Origin of the sequence: Streptomyces sp. ISL-96 (genome assembly GCF_018614035.1) — a bacterium.
Taxonomy (GTDB): Bacteria; Actinomycetota; Actinomycetes; order Streptomycetales; family Streptomycetaceae; genus Streptomyces.
Genome location: NZ_JAGGPA010000073.1, coordinates 18,371 through 37,516, shown reverse-complemented (window position 1 = coordinate 37,516; position 19,146 = coordinate 18,371). Strand labels below are relative to the sequence as shown.

Below are 19,146 nucleotides of genomic sequence, written 5' to 3'. Positions count from 1 at the left end.
CGCACCGCACCCCAGGAGTTCACCCTCATGACCCGCACCACCCCGGCCGATCTGGTCCTCCTCAACGCCCGCATCCACACCGTCGACCCCCTTCTGCCCGAAGCCGAGGCACTAGCCGTACGCGACGGGCGCATCGCCTGGCTCGGCGCGGACTCCGACGCCGCACAGTGGACCGGACCGGACACCGAGATCGTCGACGCGGGCGGCCGCCTCGTACTCCCCGGCTTCATCGACGCCCACAACCACGTCCGGCTCGGCTCCGACGACGCCTGCGTCCAGCTCGCCGGAGTCCGTACGCTCGCCGGCATCCACGAGCGCATCCGCGCCTGGCACACCGCCCACCCCGACGCCGAGTGGATCGAGGCCGAGGCCTTCGACTACTCGGCGATCCCCGTCGGCCGGATGCCACGCGCCTGCGACCTCGACCCCGTCACCGGCGACACCCCCGCCTTCGTCCTCAGCTACGACGTACACACGGCCTGGCTGAACACCGCGGCTCTCCGCCGCCTCGGCATCGACCGCGACCGTACGAGCCTGCCCTTCGGCGAGGCCGAGACCGACCCCGCGACCGGCGAACCCACCGGATTCATCAAGGACTTCGCCGTCAAGGGCCTCTCCCGCGACGGCCACCGAGCCCTGCGCGCGCTCGGCGTACCCTGGGCGTCGCCCGACCGCCGGTACGGACGCCTGGCCCAGAGCCTCGACGACGCGATCTCGTACGGCATCACCACCGTCGTCGAACCGCAGAACTCCCTCGACGACCTGGCCCTGTACGAGCGGGCCCGCACCGAGGGCCGGCTCCGCTCCCGGATCGTCGCGGCCCTCTTCCACCCGCGCGGCACCACCGAAGCCGACCTCGACGACTTCGCGGCGGCCGCCCGCACCTTCGACGACGACCGGCTGAACGTAGGCCCGCTCAAGCTCTACATCGACGATGTGGTCGAGCCCCGCACCGCCGCCCTCCTCGCCCCCTACACAGGCTGCGGCCACCACCGGGGCGAGACCTTCTACCCGCCCGAGGAGTTCGCCGACCTCCTGACCCGGCTGGACGCGCGCGGCTTCCAGTGCTTCGTCCACGCCACCGGCGACCGCGGCATCCGTACCGTCCTCGACGCGGTCGAGCGGGCCCGCACCGCGAACGGCCCGCGCGACGCCCGCCACCAGGTCGTCCACGTCGAATGCCTCGACCCCGAGGACACCCCGCGCTTCAGCCAACTCGGCGTGGTCGCGTGCATGCAGCCGCGCCACTGCGCCCCCGAGATCGCCGGCCCCGGCAAGGACTGGGCGCGGAACGTAGGTGAGGAGCGCTGGCACAAGGCGTGGCCGATGCGCAGCCTGCACGAGGCCGGCGCCGTGCTCGCCTTCTCCAGCGACTGGAACGTCGCCGAGATGGACCCGATGGTCGGCATCTACACCGCCGTGACCCGGCGGCCCCTCGACGGCGGCGAGCCGTGGATGCCCGGCGAGACGGTCGACGTGGCGACCGCCGTACACGGCTACACCATGGGCTCGGCGTACGCCAACTTCCTTGAGCACGAACGCGGTTCGCTGACCGTCGGCAAGCTCGCCGACTTCGTCGTCCTCTCCCGCGACATCCTTCGGATCGCGCCCGAGGACATCCCCGGCACCGTCGCCGAGACCGTCGTCGTGGGCGGCGAAGTGGTGGTCACAGCCAGCCGTTCCGCCGGAACGCCCGGTGGATCGTGAAGCAGGCGACCGCCATGACGGCGAGGGCGAGCGGATAGCCGTACGTCCAGCGGAGCTCGGGCATGTGGTCGAAGTTCATGCCGTAGACACCGCAGATCATGGTCGGTACGGCGATGATCGCCGCCCATGAGGTGATCTTGCGCATGTCCTCGTTCTGGGTGATCGTCACCTGCGCCAGATGGGCCTGGAGGATCGAGTCGAGCAGTCCCTCGAAGGCGGTGATCTGCTCGGCCGTCCTGGTCAGGTGACCGGCGACGTCGCGGAAGTACGCCCGGATCTCCGGGCCGACGCTCGGCATGGGCTCGGTGGCCAGCACGTTCAGCGGCCGGGCCAGCGGCGCCACCGCCCGCTTCAGCTCCAGCAGTTCACGCTTGAGCTGGTAGATGCGGCCGGCGTCGCCGCGCCCCGCCGGCTCGCTGAACACGGCGCTCTCCACCGCGTCTATGTCGTGCTGCACGGCCTCGGTGACCACGAGGTAGTCGTCGACGACGTGGTCGGCGACGGCGTGCAGCACGGCGGCGGGGCCCATGGAGAGCTGATCGGGCGCCGACTCCAGGGCCTCACGGAGCGGTCCGAGGGAGCCGCGGCCGCCGTGCCGGACGGTGATGACGAAATCGGGGCCGGTGAAGACCATCAGGTCGCCGGTGTCCACGATCTCGCTGGTGGCGGTCAGCTCGGCGTGCTCGACGTAGTGGACGGTCTTGAAGACAGCGAACAGCACGTCGTCGTACCGCTCCACCTTCGGGCGCTGATGTGCCTGTACGGCGTCCTCCACGGCCAGCGGATGGAGCCCGAACAGGGCGGCAAGCCCGGCGAATTCCTCCTGGGACGGCTCGTGCAGACCGATCCAGACGAAGCCCTGGCCCGTCTTGCGGACCCGGGCAAGGGCCTCCTGCGCCGGACAGTCGCCGGGCCGCCGCGCACCGTCCTCGTACACCACGCAGTTGACGACCGCACTGCCGAGCGGGGACCGGGTGGGGTGGCTGAGATCCACGCTCGGGCGGTAGGCGCGGCGTACCGCCCGGCTGAGCGTGCGGATCAACGGCATGGAGTGCTCCTTCGGCGAATCGGCGGCCAGTGTGCCACCGGCCCGCCGGCCGCCTCTCACAGGGGTGCTCCGGGCCCCCTTCGGGGCCGTACACTCCAGAGTATGAGTCGCAGCACACGTGGAGCCGGGGAGTGCCTGAGCCGGCTTCCTCATGCCCTGTGCCGGGCCCTGCACGGCCACGGCTAGCGACATCTCCTCCCGGCAGAGTCCGGGTGCTTACCACCGGTTTCTGATCCGGCTTCTCCACCTGTGGCGCTTTCCCCCACCCACCCCTTGCCGGGGTGGGTGCCGCTTTGCCGCACCGCACCGCACTGCACGACCTGGCCGTTGCCGTGCCCCGCATACCCCGCATACCCCGCCCCCCGAGAGGACCCCTGTGAAGTTGAGCGAGTTGCTGGCCGGCCATGACCACGAGGTCCTTCAGGGGAATCCGGACACGGTGATCACCGCAGGCACCTGCTTCGACGCCCACCGGGCATCACCGGGCACGCTCTTCATCGCCGTACCCGGGCACGTCGGTGGGGGCCCCGAGGCGGTCGGGCCGGCGCTCGCGCGCGGCGCGGTGGCGGTGCTCGTCGACGGTGACAGCGGGGACAGGATTTCCCCGGCGCCCGCGGGCGTCTGCGTCGTGCGCGTACCGGACACCAGGAAGGCCGCGGCGGCCGTCGCATCCCGCTACTACGGCGAGCCGGGGCGGGGCATGGACATGGTGGCCGTCACGGGCACCAACGGGAAGACCTCGGTCTCGTACATGGTCGAGTCCCTGCTGCGGATCGCCGAGGGCGCCGAGGTGGGCGTCATCGGGACGGGCGGCAGCCGCATCGGGGACGAGATGATCCCCATGCCGAGGTCGGTCCTGACGACGCCGGAGTCGCCGGACTTCCAGTACCTGCTGGGGCGCATGCGCGACCGCGAGGTCTCCACCGTGGTCCTGGAAGCCACCTCGATGGGGCTGCTGACGCACCGGGTGGACAACGCGTTCATCGACGTAGGGGTCTTCACCAACCTCTCCCAGGACCACCTGGACGACCACGGCACCATGGAGAACTACCGGGACGCCAAACTGCGCCTCTTCCAGGGGCTCTGCCGGCGCGCGGTCGTCAACGTGGACGACGAGGTGGGTGCCTCGATCGTGGCCATGATGCCGGGCGCGGTGACGACGTACGCCATCGACGCGGAGGCGGACTACCGGGCCACCGACCTCAGCATGGACGGCCACGGCACGCGGTTCACCCTCCACCACGACGGCCGCAAGTACCCGGCGGCGATCCCCGTGCCCGGCCGCTTCTCCGTCGCCAACGCGCTCGCCACCGTGGCCGCCTGCCATGTGCTGGGGCACGATCTGGCCCGCCTGGTCGCGGCCCTGGACCGGATGCCGACGGCCCCCGGGCGCTTCGAGCGCTTCGAGACGCCGGGCGGCACGTCCGTGATCGTGGACTACGCGCACTCCCCGGACTCGCTCGAAAAGGTCCTGACCACCATCCGCGGCTTCGCCAAGGGGCGGGTCGTCACCGTCTTCGGCTGCGGCGGCGACCGTGACATCACCAAGCGCGCGGAGATGGGCGAGATCGCCGGGACGCATTCCGACCTGTGCGTCCTGACCTCGGACAACCCGAGGAACGAGAACCCCGAGGAGATCCTGGACCAGATCACCCCGGGTCTCGCGGGTACGGGCACGCCCTTCGAGCGGTTCGCCGACCGGCGCAGCGCCATTGAGTACGCGCTGTCCGCCGCCGGGCCGGACGACATCGTGCTGGTGGCGGGGAAGGGCAGCGAGCCGTACCAGATCGTCGGTGAGCAGCTGATCCCGTTCAGCGACATGGCGACGGTCCGCGAGCTCAGCGGCCTGTAGCCGAATTCGCGGGCTCCGCAGCGTGGTGCCGCCGTGCCGGATCTCACCGCCCTCGCGCTCCCCGTCGTAGTCGCACGGGTGCGTGAAGGCGGTGATCGTGTCGGTCCGGTTCTGTTCCGGATAGTCGATCTCGCACCCGTCGCCGTACCAGAGGTGCGCCGACTTGTAGCCGGGCGCCGCCCGCACCACGCGGATCAGCTTCTTCGGTACGACCGCCGCCGCATGGACGGGCCCGCCATCCAGTGCGGCCGGCGTCAGACGGCGCCGTGGGCGCCGGTGCGTGTGTACGGCGACGGGCCCGCGCCGTACGCAGACAGGGGTCCACGTATGGCGGGCGCCACCGTGCGCGGATGGGGCCGGGGGCCGAGGGTGGGTGACATGTCTCATCACCTCAGCGGGCCGAATCTGCGGTCGCCCATGGACGACGCGCGGCTGGACCTGACGGACCTGTTCGCGTTCACGGTGCCGGGCGGGCGCACCGTGCTGATCATGAACGTCCACCCGGTCGCCCCGGCCGTGGGCGCGGCGTTCCACCCGGACGCGGTCTACCGCATCAATGTCGACATCGACGGTGACGAGCACGCCGACGCGGCGTTCAGTTTCGTCTTCTCCCCGCCCGTCGACGGCCGGCAGACGGCGACCGTGTACTGGGCGACGGGGGCGCAGGCCCGCAGCGAGGAGCCCGGCGGGCAGGAGATCTTCACCGACGCGCCGGTTGCCCTCGGAGCGCAGGCCCAAGTGGTCGAGGCCGGACCGTACCTCTTCTCGGCCGGTCTGCGCAGCGACCCGTTCTTCGCCGACCTGGACGGCATCGTCAAGGACTTCCAGTGGACCGGCGTGGACTGGGGAGCCGACAAGAACGTTCTGGGCATCGTGCTGGAGGTTCCGAGTGACGAGCTCTGCCCGGACCCGGTCATCGGGGTGTGGGCGCGGGTGAGCCTGCGCCAGGACGGCCGGCTGAAGTCCGTCGACCGCGGGGCCCACCCGTCGCTGACGGCGTACTTCAACCCCGAGGAGGCGAAGGAGGCCTACAACGAAGGCGATCCCGCCGAGGACTGGGCGACGTACAGCGGGCCGTGGACCGAGGTGCTCCGCCACACCGGCGGCTACGACGCACACGCCGCCGAAGAGGTCCTGCGTACGGTCCTGCCGGACATCCTGGTCTACGACCGCAACCGCCCCGCCGCCTACCCGAACGGCCGGACTCTCACCGACGACGTCACCTCTGCCCGGCTGGCCATGATCTCGGGCGGGAAAGTCGCCAGCGACCACATCGGCCCGCACACCGACCTGCTCCTCGACTTCCCCTATCTGGGCGCACCTCACCCGGGCTAATCACGCTCCGGGGCCGGGGCCGGGGCGTGCGCGTGCTGGGCGGCGAGCCGTACCGGGGTGTTGGCCATGCCGAAGCCGCGGTAGCCGCCGACGCGCCGCACGATCTCGAAGAAGACCCGGCCGACGGTGACCGTATAGAGGTGCAGCAACTCGCCGCCCTCCTCATCCCGGTCGTAAAGCAGCCCGAGCTCCCGCAGCTCCCGGTGGCGCGCCTCGCCCAGGTCGAAGCGGGCCCGCAGATCGTCGTAGTAGTTGTCGGGAATCGGCAGCAGTACGTCGTCGGGCAGGGCCCGCAGCCGGCGCGCGGTCGCGACGATGTCGTCGTCGGCGAGGGCGATGTGCTGCCCGGGCTGCTCCCGCGACGCCGCGCCGACGTGCGCCATGTCGAGGGCGAGGCGGACGGTACCGGAGGCGTTGGACATGGCGCGGCTGCGCAACAGGCCGTACGGATCCGCCACTTCGACGCTCTCGTGCGGCCGCAGCCCGAGGACCGACCGGTAGAACAGGGCCGCCTCGTCGAAGCGGTCCCAGGGATGCCCGAGCGCCACGTGGTCGATGTGGCCGATGTGGCCACGGGGCGGTTCGGTGGGATCGAAGTCGTCGCGCCAGCGCGGCTGTGCGGAGTCGCAGAAGAACAGCTCCGTGCCGTCCGGAGCCGCGACGGCGGCGAGCCGCGCCTCGTCGGCGGCGCGGTGACGGGGGAGTACGGGCGACAGCAGGGACTTGGCACGCGCGGCGGAGAGTGCCGGGTCCGGTGACTCCAGGCCGATGGCCACCAGCGAGGTGTCGGTCGGGCTGTCGGGGTGGATGCGGCTGAGGAGGATCCTGGCCCGGCCCTGTTCCCACAGTTCGACCGGCTTGGTCTCATGCTGGCCCGTACGGGCGAATCCCAGCGCACCGAGCAGCCCGCCCAGACGCCTGTGGTCCCGCGTGGCCAGCTCGGCGAAGGCGAACCCCTCGGGCTGCGCGGGCCGCGGGAGGGGCGAACCGGTGCCGAGCACGTCGGCGACGGACTCCTCCAGCGCGATCAGGGACCGCATCGCGTCGACGGCCGTACGCCCGGCGTCCGCCTGCCGGAAGCTGTCGTTGAAGATCTCCAGCGACAGGGGGCCCGCGTAACCGGTACGCAGGACGTGAGCGAGCAGCCCGGCGAGGTCGAAGCCGCCCTGGCCCGGGAAACAGCGGTAGTGGCGGCTCCACTGGAGTACGTCCATGGCGAGCAGCGGGGCGTCGGCGAGCTGGAGAAAGAAGATCTTGTCGCCGGGGATGGCCTCGATGCCGCCGGGGTCCGAACCGCGCGACAGGATGTGAAAGCTGTCCAGGCACGTACCGAGATTGGGATGGTCCGCCATCCGTACGATCCGCCAGCCACGCAGATACGTGTCGACGTGCCGGCCCCAGGCCAGCGCCTCGTACGCGATCTTGATGCCGTGCTCCGCGGCCCGCTCGGCGAGCAGGCGCAACTGCTCGGCGGCGAGCGCGTCGTCGTCGACGGCGCCGGGGGAGACGTTCGAGCAGACCATCAGCATGTCGGCGCCGAGCCGCTCCATCACCCGGAACTTGTGCTCGGCCCGCCGCAGATTGTCCGCGAGCCGGTCCGGTGTGACCGCCTCGAAGTCGCGGAACGGCTGATAGAGGTCGATCCGCAGCCCCAGCTCCTCCGCTCGCTCGCGGATCTGCTCAGGCGGCAGCGGACAGCCCAGCAGATCGTTCTCGAAGATCTCCACGCCGTCGAACCCGGCTCGGGCGACGGCCTCCAGCTTCTCGGTCAGGGATCCGCTGACGGAGACGGTGGCGATGGACTTGCGCATTTTGGGCTCCTGCCTGGGCGGCCGACGGGGGCGGCCATGTGGGCGAGCGTCCTGACCGGGTCGGGCGCTCCGCGTCCGGTGGAACACGGCCATGCCGCCGCCGTCCAGCGTGCGGCAGCCCAGGGCGTGCGCCCGGCGCAGCAGCGCCGTGTCGAGCGGGGAGACCCGGATGGTGGGCCATGCCCATGGGTGTCCGGGTCTGGGGCGGAGCCCCAGTTCGGGAAGGGGCGGGTAGGGGAACAGCCCCGCAGGGCAGCCCCACCCGACGGGGAGTCAGGTACCGGCGCACCGCAAGGCCGAACGGATGGGTGACGCGTCGGTCGACCAGTCGCTGCCCGCGCCAAACCCGCACCGCGCCCTAACGTAGGCCCGTGCGCTCCGCGCAACCCGCGGCGCGGACCCGCCCCCCTGTCACCTCACCGGCGCCGCGGGTTTCCCCCGAGGCCTCCGCCAACCCCTGGTGCGTTGGTGCGCGCGCGGCAATGCTGTGGCGACAGCGCTTACTGCCCGCTGCCCGCTCAACCAGCCGTTTCCCAGGAGGACTTGTGGGCCTTGGCACAGTTGGTGGCACCCTCAGGCGGCCCGTCGTGCTTCTCGCGACGGTCACCGCGCTGACGGCTGGGGCGATCGCCCCCGCGACCGCCGATACGACCCCCGATCCCCGTCCCCGTAACGCGGCGGAAATCCTCAGACCCGTCGCGCCACCACCCGCGAGCGCCCCGGCGGGCAGCCCCAGATCCGTCGTCGACGGCGACGGCATCGAGACCGCCCGCAGCGCCCGCCCGGTCGCCCCGGGCGTCCGCCTCAGCTCGTACGACCGCCTCGAATCCGACAAGTGGCTTCGCGTGGACGCGCTCTCCGTCGACCTGGACCACGACGGCAGCGGCGGCAGCGGCGGCGGCGGTGTGCAAGCCGACTACCTTCACTCAGGCAAGGTCTCCGACCGCCGCTCCGTCTCCGATCTCGCCGCCGCGCACGACCCCGGCCCTGGCCGCCGTACCGTCGCCGCCATCAACGCCGACTTCTTCGACATCAACCAGACCGGCGCCCCCCAAGGCCCCGGCGTCAAGGACGGCAAGCCCGTCCATTCTCCGGCCGCCGGCCTCAACCGGGCCATCGGCATCGGCCCCGGCAGCGCCGGCCGCGTACTCCAGCTGTACTTCGAAGGCACGCTCACGCTCCCCACCGGGACGCACCCCCTGGCGTCGTACAACGCGGCCAATGTGCCGGCCGGGGGAGTGGGGGCGTACAACTCCGGCTGGGGCGTGGCCGACCGAGCCCTGACGGTGGACGCCGCGACTCCCGTCGCCGAAGCGGCCGTACGGGACGGAAAGGTCGTCGAGGTCAGCGACCGGCCCGGCACCGGACCCATCCCCGAGGGCACAACGGTCCTCGTCGGCCGCGAGGCAGGCGCAGCCGTCCTCACCTCGCTCAAGCCCGGCGACCCGGTAGCGATGGAGTACAAGGTCCGCACCGACGACGGCGGACCCCTGCCGCGCACCGCCGTCGGCGGTCGCGAACTGCTGGTCGTGGACGGCATACCGCAGAATCACGACGGCCAGAGCAACAACACGGCCGCGCCCCGCACCGCCGTCGGCTTCTCCAAGGACGGCGGCGAGATGCAGGTGCTCACCGTCGACGGCCGCCAGGCCGACAGCGGCGGCGTAACCCTCACCGAGCTCGCCGTGATGATGAAGCGCGCCGGATCGCACAGCGCGCTGAATCTCGACGGCGGCGGCTCGTCGACCCTGATCGCGCGCGAACCCGGCAGCGACGCGCTCCAGGTGGAGAACAGCCCGTCCGACGGCAGCGAACGCACCGTACCCAACGGCCTCGCCCTCACCGCCCCCGACGGCAGCGGCGAACTGCGCGGCTACTGGGTAGTGACGCGTACGCCCGCCGGTGGCGCACCCACCGCGGACCCGGTCAGGGGCGGCCACCCCGAACGGGTATTCCCCGGCCTGACGCGGCAGCTCACGGCCGCCGGTTACGACGAGACCTACGGTCCGGCGCGGGGCGACCCGCACTGGCGGAGCGCCCGCGCGTCCGTGGGCCGCGTCGACGGCGACGGGCTGTTCACGGCGCGCGGCAGCGGCACCGTGAAGGTACGCGCCCACCGCGGTCCCGCCGAGGGGGCCACGCGGCTGACCGTGCTCGACGAGCTCGCCCGCGTCGAACCCACCACGCGGCGCGTGGGGCTCGCGGACGCGGCGGCGAGCGGCACGTTCGGCATCGTCGGGTACGACGCGCACGGCACCAGCGCCCCCGTGGAACCGCGCGACGTGCGGCTCGACTACGACCGTTCGCTGTTCGGCATCCGTGACGACGGCCGGGGCAACTTCACCGTCACCTCCCTCACGGGCGGCGGCGGCGCCGGCCAGGTCAAGGCCACCGTAAACGGCGCGGTCACCGCGCTCGCCGTCAGCGTCGGACTGACCGAACAGGCGGTTTCGGCCTTCGACGACGCCGCGTCCTGGACCTTCACCCAGGCCCGCGCGAGCGGCTCGGTCGCGGCGACGCCCGAAGGCCACACCGGCACCGGGCTGAAACTCACGTACGACTTCACGCAGTCGACGGCGACCCGCGCCGCCTACGCCAACCCGCCGCGGCCACCGGTCGCCGTGGCCGGGCAGCCCCAGTCGTTCAAGCTGTGGATCAAGGGTGACGGCAAGGGCGCCTGGCCGACCCTGCACCTGAAGGACGCGGCAGGCTCCGACCAGCTCCTGCGCGGCCCGTTCGTCACCTGGACCGGCTGGCGGCAGGTCACCTTCGCCGTACCGCCGGGCGCGGCGATGCCGCTCGCCGTCCACCGCTTCTACCTGGCCGAGACGGCGGCCGCCAAGCAGTACACGGGCGAGATCGTCATCGACACGCTGACCGCCCAGGTCCCACCCACCGTCGTACTCCCCGACCGGCCCGCGCCCGTCGACCCGCTCATCGATCCGGCGGCCGAAACGGAGGGCAGGGACTGGCAGTTCGCGGTGATGTCCGACGCCCAGTTCGTCGCCCGCGAGCCGGACAGCGCGATTGTGGCGCAGGCGCGCCGTACGCTGCGCGAGATCAAGGCGGCGAAGCCGGACTTCCTCGTCATCAACGGCGACCTCGTCGACGAGGGATCACCGGCCGATCTCGCCTTCGCCCGCCGCATACTGACGGAGGAGCTGGGGGACGCCCTGCCCTGGTACTACGTGCCGGGCAACCACGAGGTGATGGGCGGCAGGATCGACAACTTCGTCGCCGAATTCGGTCCCGCACACCGGACGTTCGACCACGAAGGCACCCGCTTCATCACCCTCGACACATCGAGCCTGAGCCTGCGCGGCGGCGGCTTCGCGCAGATCAGGAACCTGCGCGCACAACTGGAAGCGGCGTCCGAGGACGACCGTATCGGCTCGGTCATGCTGATCGAACACGTCCCGCCGCGCGACCCGACCGCACAGAAGGGCAGCCAGCTCGGCGACCGCAAGGAGGCCGCGCTGATCGAGGGGTGGCTGGCCGATTTCCGGCGTACGACCGGGAAGGGCGCCGGTCTCATCGGCAGCCACGTAGGGGTCTTCCACGCCGCGCACGTGGACGGTGTTCCGTACCTGATCAACGGAAACTCCGGGAAGACTCCGGCGGGCCCGGCGGCCGAAGGAGGCTTCACGGGCTGGTCACTGGTGGGCGTCGACAAGGTCTCACTCACCGAACAGGCGGCGGCTCGCCGACGCCCGTGGGCCGGCCACCCGGACTGGGTGTCGGTCCAGACGCGCGCCCACGTGGACGCCCTGGCGCTCGACGCCCCGTCAGCACTGCCTCCCGGCGGCCACGCGGCGGTGGCGGCGACCGTCACCCAGGGCGCGCGACGGATCCCGGTCGCCTTCCCGCTGAGCGCGGACTGGACGGGCTCCCCGAACCTCCACATCGGCCCGGCGAAGGACGCCCGGCCACGGCACACGGCAGCCTTCGACCCGGCGACGCGAATCCTGACGGCACTACGACCGGGGACGATCACGCTCGCGGTGACGGTCAACGGCACGACACAGCGGACGGAAGTGCGCATCGCGGCGGAGGGGGACGGCGACACGGCGAAAGTCACGCAAAGCGCATAGATCTCATGGCCCTTGCCTGCCGCGCACCCTGCGGGCAAGGGCCATGAGCCGCACGCTCACACGCCCGCGACGCCCGCTCCTCACACCTTGCGGTAGTCGTACGCCTCCTTGGCCGCGGCTTCCACCGCGTCCAGGTCCGCGCCCGCCGACGCGGTGACCACCGCGGCCACCGCACCCTCCACTAAGGGCGCGTCCACCAGCCGCGCCCCGTCCGGCAGTTCGTCGCCCTCGGCCAGCAGCGCCTTCACCGTGAGCACCGCGCTGCCGAGGTCGACCAGGACAGCGACCCCCGCGCCCCCGTCGACCGACCTGGCGGCCTCCGAGATCAGCTCCGAACTGGTGCCCAGCCCACCGTCGGGCGTGCCGCCCGCGGCGGCCACCGGAGCGGTCTCCTTGCCACCCGCGAGGCCCTTGGCCAGCTCGGCGACGGAGGCCGCGACCGACGCGCTGTGCGAGACGAGGACGATCCCGACGAGCTTGTCCCCGCTCACGCGCCCGCCTCCCCGGCGTCCCCTGTGTCCGCTGCGCCTGCTGTGCCTGCCGTGTCGGCGAGCGCACCGATGAGCAGGGCCGACGACGTCGCCCCGGGGTCCTGGTGCCCGATGCTCCGTTCGCCCAGATAGCTGGCCCTGCCCTTGCGCGCCTGCAGCGGTACGGTGGCGAGCGCCCCCTCGTCGGCCGCCGCCCGCGCCGCACCGAACGACAGCGACTCGGCGAGCGCGCCCGCCGCCGGGATCAGCGCGTCCAGCATCGTCTTGTCCCCGGCCTTCGCCCCGCCCAGCTGCGCCACCGCGTCGACGCCCGCACGCAGCGCCTCGGCGAGCTGCTCGGGCGTAACCTCGCCCTCGTCGCCGAGCGCCTTGCCCGTACGCCGCAACAGCGTCCCGTACAGCGGCCCGGACGCACCGCCCACGGTCGAGATCAGCTGCCGCCCCGCGAGCGCCAGTACGGCGCCGGGCGTGCCGGGCGGCTCCTTCTCCAGCGTGGCGGCGACGGCCGCGAAACCGCGTTGCAGGTTGCTGCCGTGGTCGGCGTCGCCGATGGCCGAGTCCAGCTCGGTGAGGCGGTCGGCCTCGCGGTCCACGGCGGCTGCCATGGCCGACATCCAGCGACGGAAGAATTCGGCGTCGAGCACAAGATCCCCTTCACACGGTCGTTACGGATGTGAGTCTCAACGTCCCCAGCGGAGCGCGGGAGTCTCGACCGGTGCGTCCCACAGGCGCAGCAATTCCTCGTCCACCTGGCAGAGCGTCACCGAGCAGCCCGCCATGTCCAGCGAGGTGACGTAGTTACCGACGAGCGTACGGGCGACGGCGACCCCCCGCTCGGACAGCACGCGCTGCACCTCGGCGTTGAAGCCGTACAGCTCCAGCAGCGGGGTGGCGCCCATCCCATTGACGAGTACGAGCACGGGCCGCGTCGGCCGCAGGTCCTCCAGTACGGCGTCGACCGCGAAGTCCGCGATCTCGCCCGAGGTCATCATCGGCCGCCGCTCCCGCCCCGGCTCGCCGTGGATACCGATGCCCAACTCCAGCTCGCCAGGCGGCAGATCGAAGGTCGGCGTACCCTTCGCGGGCGTGGTGACGGCGCTGAGGGCGACGCCGAAGCTCCGGGACGACTCGTTGACCTGCCGCGCGACGGCCTCCACCCGCTCCAGCGGCGCCCCCTCCTCGGCGGCGGCGCCCGCGATCTTCTCGACGAAGAGCGTCGCACCCGTACCGCGCCGGCCGGCGGTGAAGAGACTGTCGGTCACGGCGACATCGTCATTGACGAGGACCTTGGCGACCTGGATGCCCTCGTCCTCGGCGAGCTCGGCGGCCATGTCGAAGTTGAGTACGTCGCCGGTGTAGTTCTTGACGACGAACAGGACCCCCTGCCCACTGTCGACCGCGGCCGCCGCCCGCACCATCTGGTCGGGTACGGGCGACGTGAACACCTCGCCGGGACAAGCGGCGGACAACATTCCGGGCCCGACGAACCCAGCGTGCAGCGGCTCGTGTCCACTGCCCCCACCCGACACGAGCCCCACATGGCCCGCTACGGGCGCGTCGGACCGTACGACGACACGATTGTCGACATCGACCGTGAGCCGCGGATGCGCGGCGGCCATCCCGCGCAACGCGTCCGCGACGACCGTCTCCGCCACGTTGATGAGCATCCTCATGGGTACCTCCTGGTGAGCGTCCTGGGACGGGCCGGCTGAGCCCAGTATCGGGGGAACGTCGTCGGGAGGCACGTATCGCGGTGTACGGGCTGCTCGTTGCCCGTTCATGGCGGGGGCGAAGCTTCGTCGTCGTAGATGAGGAGGCCGTCGGTCCGCAGGCGCACGCCAGGCGTCGGGGAATGCGCCGCCAGGCGTCCGTCGTGCATCAGGTGACAGACGGGCACGCCACGGGCGAGGACAGCGAAATCGGCGATGAGGCGACGGTGGCATCGCCACCACACCGCTTCGCTGTACATGACTGCTGTGCGCTCTTGCGCCGCCTGCCGCATCAGAGCGTCCATCGCGGCGATGAACTGCGGGGTACGGGTGTGAGCGGCGTAGCCGCGGAAGGACGTATTGCGCCATACCGTGTCGGGTGAGTCCGGCGACGGCTTACGGAACCCGCCCAGGCGCTGTTCCCATCGGTAGGCGATGCCTTCCTCGGGCATCCACTGGGCAAGCCGCTGCCGCGACAGGTCCGGGTCGCGACGGCTCCCAGGAGCGGTCCGCACATCCACCACGGCCACGACATCAGCCCGGCGCAGCAGCTCTGTCAGTGCCGTCCGACCGGCGGTGCTGTGACCAAAGGTGATCAACTCGAACTGGGGCATCGGGCACCCTACCGGGGTTCCGCTGTCGCCGCCGGCTTCCGCAAACGTCAGCCCTGCCCGCCGACCCCGCCGCCGACCAGGATCACCTCAAGCGTACGCGGGCCGTGGACGCCCTCGACCCGGTTCAGCTCGATGTCGCTGGTGGCCGACGGACCCGAGATCCACGTCTGCGGCTTCCCGGGCTCCAGCCGTTCGAGCGCTTCCGGTACGGAGCCGACGACCTGGTCCGGCACCCGTACGACGCAGATGTGGTGGTCGGGCACCAGAGTGATCCGGCGCCTGCCCTGGTCGGGGCCGCCGTCCAGGACGATCGTGCCGGTCTCGGCGATCGCGACCGCGCAGCCGGTCACCACGCTGTCCACGGCGTCGAGTTCGTACGCCGTGTTCGCCTCCCGGTCGTGCACCAGGGCCGGGCCGTCCGCGGCCAGCCACCGGGGCGGGAGGCCCGGCGGTACGAGCACCGACTGCGAGCCGTGTGCGGCCAGGAGCCGCTTCAGCAGCTGGGGGAGCCCTGCGGCGTCCACCCGGTGCACGAGAGCGCGGTAGTCCGCCAGGTTCTCCGCGAGCAGGTCGACCGTCTGCTCACTCGTCCGGTCGCCGTGCACGCGAAGATAGCCGCGCTCCACCCGCACATCCTGCGGCCGCTCGTCGCGCGGCACATCCGCCAGCGCCCGGCGCACCCGTGCCAGCACCCGTTCCCTGCCACTGTTCATCGGGCTCCTCCACGGGTGCGCTGCCACCAGTCCCTGAACGACTCCGCCGGCATCTCGGGCAGCGTGCGCGTGTCGCTCCACGCGCGCCCCGGCCCCGGCAGCCGCTTCGGATGAAGGCGGCGGGTACGGGACGCCAGCCGCTGCCCGGCCCGCAGCGCGCCCGGGTGGTCCAGCGCCCAGCGTGCCGCGCGCATCGCCGCACGCTCGCCCGCGTGCCCCTTCGCGGGCTTGATGGTGACCCGCTCACCGTTCCTGGTCACCTCGCCGCCCTCCACCACCCGCTCCCGCAGATGCACCAGCACCTCCGGGATGTCGATGGCGACAGGACACACGTCGTAGCAGGCCCCGCACAGCGAGGACGCGTACGGCAGTGAGGCGTCGACCGCGCTCCCGGTCCCGCGCAGCTGCGGGCTGAGGATCGCGCCGATGGGCCCCGGGTAGACAGAGCCGTACGCGTGGCCGCCCGCCCGCTCGTACACCGGGCACACATTCAGGCAGGCCGAGCAGCGGATGCAGCGCAGCGCCTGGCGCCCCACCTCGTCGGCGAGCGTGTCCGTACGGCCGTTGTCGAGCAGCACCAGATGGAAGGTGCTCGGCCCGTCGCCGTCCGTCGTACCCGTCCACATGCTCGTGTACGGGTTCATCCGCTCCGCCGTCGAGGAGCGCGGGAGGGTCTGCAGGAACACTTCGAGGTCCTGCCAGGTCGGAACGACCTTCTCGATGCCCACGACAGAGATCAGCGTCTCGGGGAGGGTCAGGCACATCCGCCCGTTGCCCTCGGACTCGACCACGACCAGGGTGCCGGTCTCCGCCACCATGAAGTTGGCGCCACAGACGCCGACCTTGGCGCGCAGGAACTTCTCCCGCAGATGCACGCGGGCCGCCTCGGCCAGTTCGGCCGGGTCGTCGGTCAGCCCGGCCGGGGCAGCCCTGCCCCAACTCCCCATCTTCTCCTCGAAGATGTCGCGGATCTCGCCCCGGTTGCGGTGGATGGCGGGCACCAGGATGTGCGACGGCCGGTCGTCGCCGAGCTGCACGATGAGCTCCGCGAGGTCGGTCTCGTAGGCGCGGATGCCTTCGGCCTCCAGTGCCTCGTTGAGCCCGATCTCCTGCGTGGCCATCGACTTGACCTTGACGACCTCGCTCTCACCGGTCGACTTCACCAGAGAGGTGACGATCCGGTTGGCCTCCTCGGCGTCGGCGGCCCAGTGCACGGTCCCGCCGGCCGCCGTGACCGACTCCTCCAACTGGACGAGATAGTGGTCGAGATGGCGCAGCGTCCGGTCCTTCACGTCCTTGCCGGCCGCACGCAGCTGCGCCCAGTCGTCCAGCTCCGCCACGGCCTTCGCGCGCTTGTCGCGGATGGTGTGCGTGGCGTGGCGGAGGTTTCCGCGCAGCGTCTCGTTCCGTACGGCGTCCCGCGCCGCTGCGGGGAACGCCGGCATCCCCAGATACGTGTCGCTCGTACCGCTCATGTGTAGGGATCCTCCTCGGTCGCGGCGAGAATCTCCGCGATGTGCACGGGCCGTACCGTGGACCCCTTCTTGGCGAGCGTGCCGCCGATGTGCATGAGGCAGGAGTTGTCGACCGTGCACACCGCCCCGGCGCCCGTGGACTCGATGTCGCGCGCCTTGTCCGCGCCCATGGCCGCCGACACCGCGGCGTTCTTCACGGCGAAGGTGCCGCCGAAACCGCAGCACTCCTGCGCGCCGGGCAGTTCGCGCAGCTCCAGGCCCTTGACCTGCTCCAGCAGTCTGCGCGGCCGCTCTCCCAGGCCCAGCATGCGCAGTCCGTGGCAGGTGGGGTGGTAGGTGACGGCGTACGGGAACCAGGCACCGACATCGGTCACCCCCAGGACGTCGACCAGGAACTCCGTCAGCTCGTACGTCTTCGGCACGGCCCGCGCCGCAGCCTCGGCCAGCGCCTGGCCGCGCCCCTCGGCGGCCGCCTTCGCGCCGATGCGCGGGTAGTTGTCCCGGACCATCGCGGCGCAGGAACCGGACGGCGTGACGACGTATTCGTAGTCGGCGAAGGCGGTGTCGAAGCGCCGTACCAGCGGCTCCGTCTCGTGGCGGTAGCCGGTGTTGAACTGCGGCTGCCCGCAACACGTCTGGGCCTGTGGGAAGTCCACCTCCACACCCAGCCGCTCCAGCAGCCGCACTACGGCTTGTCCGGTGCGCGGATAGAGCGTGTCGTTCACGCACGTGACGAAGAGAGCTACGCGCACGTCACGCCCTCCTTCCTGTACGTGTGCCTGTGCCTGTGTCTTTGCCGATACGGGCCGCGGCCTCGTCCCACGCCGTACGATCGCCCGCCGGATCGTAGTACCGCAAGGGCTGCGTGGCGCGCAGCAGCGCCCGCAGGTCGGCGAGTCCCCCGCCGACCACACCGGCCGCGCGCGCCTGGACCAGAACATTGCCGAGGGCCGCCGCCTCGGCGGGGCCCGCGACGACCGGCAGGCCGGTCGCGTCCGCGGTCAGCCGGCACAGCAGTGTGTTGTGCGCGCCGCCGCCGACGATGTGCACCGTGTTCGCCGCCCGGCCGGACAGTGTCTGGGCCTCTTCCACGGCCCTGCGGTGGGCCAGGGCGAGCGAGTCCAGCACACAGCGGGTGATGGCGGCCGGTGTGCGGGGCTCCGGCTGTCCGGTGCGGACACAGGCCTGCGCGATACGCCGTGGCATGTCGTCCGGCGCGAGGAAGGCGGGGTCGCCGGCGTCCACGACCGAGCGCAGCGGCGTCGCGTGCGCTGCGGCTTCGAGGAGGGTGTCGAGGTCCTGCGGATCGCCTTGTGCCTCCCAGGTCCGCAGGCACTCCTGGAGCAGCCACAAACCCATGATGTTGCGGAGGTAGCGGACGGTGCCGTCCACGCCCAGCTCGTTGGTGAAGTTCGCAGCCCTGGACGCCTCGGTGAGCACGGGGCGGCCGAGTTCGAGCCCCGCCAGGGACCAGGTGCCGGTCGCGATGTACGCGAAGTCGTCACCGTTCGCGGGAACACCTGCCACCGCCGACGCCGTGTCGTGCGATCCCACGGCGGTCACCGGGACGCGGCCGCCGGCGGCAAGTCCTGTCTCGGCCAGCACCTCGGGCCGCAGAAACCCCGCCGGGTCTCCGGGGCTGCGCAGGGGCGGGAAGAGGCCGAGGTCGATACCGAGACGTGCGGCGACGACGGGGGACCAGGCGCGGGTGCGCGGATCGACGAGCTGGGTGGTGGAGGCGTTGGTGATCTCGGTACCGGCCTCGCCCGTCAGCCAGTACGAGATCAGGTCGGGGATCAGCAAGAGCTGCTTCGCCGCGGCGAGTTGCGGCGTGCCGTGGGCCGCGACGAGCTGGAAGACGGTGTTGAACGGCAGATGCTGGAGCCCCGTCGCGGCGTACAGCTCTTCGGGCGGCAGTAGGGCCGCGACCTTCTCCGGGGCGCCGTCGGTGCGGGTGTCCCGGTAGTGCACGGGGTTCCCGAGCAGGGTCCCGTGGGCGTCGAGCAGCCCGTAGTCCACCGCCCAGCTGTCGATCCCGACCCCTGCGAGCCGCCCGCCCGCCACTGCTCCGGCCGCCCGCAGGCCGTCGAGTACGCCCCGGTAGAGGGCGAGGATGTCCCAGTGCAGGGTGCCGCCGACCCGGACCGGCCTGTTCGGGAACCGGTGCACCTCTTTCAGGTGCAGGGACTCGGGTCCGACCGTGGCCACCATGACGCGCCCGCTGGACGCGCCGAGATCGACGGCGGCGAAGGTGTGGGTGGGGGTGGGTGGCATGAGTTCCTCGTGAAGTGCGGGTGGGG

The 19,146-nt window shown here is 71.7% G+C and carries 14 protein-coding genes; 4 read left to right on the top strand and 10 right to left on the bottom strand.

The features are described 5' to 3' along the window. Positions 1–27: 27 nt before the first annotated feature. A complete protein-coding gene (locus J7E96_RS33150; RefSeq protein WP_215136953.1) occupies positions 28–1,707 on the top strand; it encodes an amidohydrolase in 1,680 nt (559 codons plus the stop codon). Here J7E96_RS33150 and J7E96_RS33145 read toward each other — a convergent pair. Then, on the bottom strand, positions 1,667–2,755 hold the full coding sequence (locus J7E96_RS33145) for a magnesium and cobalt transport protein CorA (RefSeq protein ID WP_215136951.1): 1,089 nt from the start codon (positions 2,753–2,755) through the stop codon (positions 1,667–1,669). The two genes, J7E96_RS33150 and J7E96_RS33145, sit on opposite strands and share 41 nt — an antisense overlap. 376 nt (positions 2,756–3,131) lie before the next feature. Here J7E96_RS33145 and J7E96_RS33140 point away from each other — a divergent pair, with 376 nt between their 5' ends. Next, on the top strand, positions 3,132–4,607 hold the full coding sequence (locus J7E96_RS33140) for a UDP-N-acetylmuramoyl-L-alanyl-D-glutamate--2,6-diaminopimelate ligase (protein ID WP_215136949.1): 1,476 nt from the start codon (positions 3,132–3,134) through the stop codon (positions 4,605–4,607). 378 nt (positions 4,608–4,985) lie between these two features. After that, positions 4,986–5,942 (top strand): DUF4331 family protein, encoded by a 957-nt coding sequence (locus tag J7E96_RS33135; protein ID WP_251070788.1) that lies wholly within the window; start codon positions 4,986–4,988, stop codon positions 5,940–5,942. Here J7E96_RS33135 and J7E96_RS33130 read toward each other — a convergent pair. Then, positions 5,939–7,753, bottom strand: a complete 1,815-nt coding sequence (locus J7E96_RS33130; protein ID WP_215136947.1) for a bifunctional sugar phosphate isomerase/epimerase/4-hydroxyphenylpyruvate dioxygenase family protein — start codon at positions 7,751–7,753, stop codon at positions 5,939–5,941. The two genes, J7E96_RS33135 and J7E96_RS33130, sit on opposite strands and share 4 nt — an antisense overlap. 587 nt (positions 7,754–8,340) lie before the next feature. On the opposite strand from J7E96_RS33130, the gene J7E96_RS33125 reads away from it, so the two are divergent. Beyond that, complete coding sequence (locus J7E96_RS33125) at positions 8,341–11,844, top strand: phosphodiester glycosidase family protein (protein WP_308296251.1); 3,504 nt, start codon at positions 8,341–8,343, stop codon at positions 11,842–11,844. Between the two features lie 80 nt (positions 11,845–11,924). On the opposite strand, the gene dhaM is transcribed toward J7E96_RS33125, so the two are convergent. From dhaM to J7E96_RS33085, 8 genes are all read right to left on the bottom strand, one after another. Beyond that, a complete protein-coding gene (dhaM, locus tag J7E96_RS33120) occupies positions 11,925–12,335 on the bottom strand; it encodes a dihydroxyacetone kinase phosphoryl donor subunit DhaM (protein ID WP_215136943.1) in 411 nt (136 codons plus the stop codon). Further along, positions 12,332–12,979 (bottom strand): dihydroxyacetone kinase subunit DhaL, encoded by a 648-nt coding sequence (gene dhaL / locus J7E96_RS33115; RefSeq protein WP_215136941.1) that lies wholly within the window; start codon positions 12,977–12,979, stop codon positions 12,332–12,334. The genes dhaM and dhaL overlap by 4 nt, the downstream gene beginning before the upstream one ends. 36 nt (positions 12,980–13,015) lie before the next feature. Further along, entirely contained in the window at positions 13,016–14,008 is a 993-nt protein-coding gene (dhaK, locus tag J7E96_RS33110) for a dihydroxyacetone kinase subunit DhaK (RefSeq protein WP_215136939.1), read from the bottom strand. 104 nt (positions 14,009–14,112) lie between these two features. Next, complete coding sequence (locus tag J7E96_RS33105; RefSeq protein ID WP_215136937.1) at positions 14,113–14,658, bottom strand: DUF488 family protein; 546 nt, start codon at positions 14,656–14,658, stop codon at positions 14,113–14,115. A 47-nt stretch (positions 14,659–14,705) separates the two neighbouring features. After that, positions 14,706–15,371, bottom strand: a complete 666-nt coding sequence (locus J7E96_RS33100) for a lactate utilization protein C (RefSeq protein WP_215136935.1) — start codon at positions 15,369–15,371, stop codon at positions 14,706–14,708. Further along, on the bottom strand, positions 15,368–16,846 hold the full coding sequence (locus tag J7E96_RS33095) for a LutB/LldF family L-lactate oxidation iron-sulfur protein (RefSeq protein ID WP_215136933.1): 1,479 nt from the start codon (positions 16,844–16,846) through the stop codon (positions 15,368–15,370). Before J7E96_RS33095 ends, J7E96_RS33100 begins: the two co-directional genes overlap by 4 nt. Further along, on the bottom strand, positions 16,843–17,598 hold the full coding sequence (locus tag J7E96_RS33090; protein WP_215136931.1) for a (Fe-S)-binding protein: 756 nt from the start codon (positions 17,596–17,598) through the stop codon (positions 16,843–16,845). Before J7E96_RS33090 ends, J7E96_RS33095 begins: the two co-directional genes overlap by 4 nt. A 1-nt stretch (position 17,599) precedes the next feature. After that, positions 17,600–19,120 carry a rhamnulokinase family protein gene (locus J7E96_RS33085; protein WP_215136929.1) on the bottom strand — a complete coding sequence of 507 codons (1,521 nt, stop codon included), beginning with the start codon at positions 19,118–19,120 and terminating at the stop codon, positions 17,600–17,602. Between the last annotated feature and the right edge of the window lie 26 nt (positions 19,121–19,146).

Bases quoted from the DNA above. Each gene is read 5' to 3' on its own strand.
- J7E96_RS33150 (WP_215136953.1), top strand. From the start codon at position 28: ATGACCCGCACCACCCCGGCCGATCTGGTCCTCCTCAACGCCCGCATC.
- J7E96_RS33145 (WP_215136951.1), bottom strand. From the start codon at position 2,755: ATGCCGTTGATCCGCACGCTCAGCCGGGCGGTACGCCGCGCCTACCGC.
- J7E96_RS33135 (WP_251070788.1), top strand. From the start codon at position 4,986: ATGTCTCATCACCTCAGCGGGCCGAATCTGCGGTCGCCCATGGACGAC.
- J7E96_RS33130 (WP_215136947.1), bottom strand. From the start codon at position 7,753: ATGCGCAAGTCCATCGCCACCGTCTCCGTCAGCGGATCCCTGACCGAG.
- dhaK (WP_215136939.1), bottom strand. From the start codon at position 14,008: ATGAGGATGCTCATCAACGTGGCGGAGACGGTCGTCGCGGACGCGTTG.
- J7E96_RS33105 (WP_215136937.1), bottom strand. From the start codon at position 14,658: ATGCCCCAGTTCGAGTTGATCACCTTTGGTCACAGCACCGCCGGTCGG.
- J7E96_RS33100 (WP_215136935.1), bottom strand. From the start codon at position 15,371: ATGAACAGTGGCAGGGAACGGGTGCTGGCACGGGTGCGCCGGGCGCTG.
- J7E96_RS33095 (WP_215136933.1), bottom strand. From the start codon at position 16,846: ATGAGCGGTACGAGCGACACGTATCTGGGGATGCCGGCGTTCCCCGCA.
- J7E96_RS33085 (WP_215136929.1), bottom strand. From the start codon at position 19,120: ATGCCACCCACCCCCACCCACACCTTCGCCGCCGTCGATCTCGGCGCG.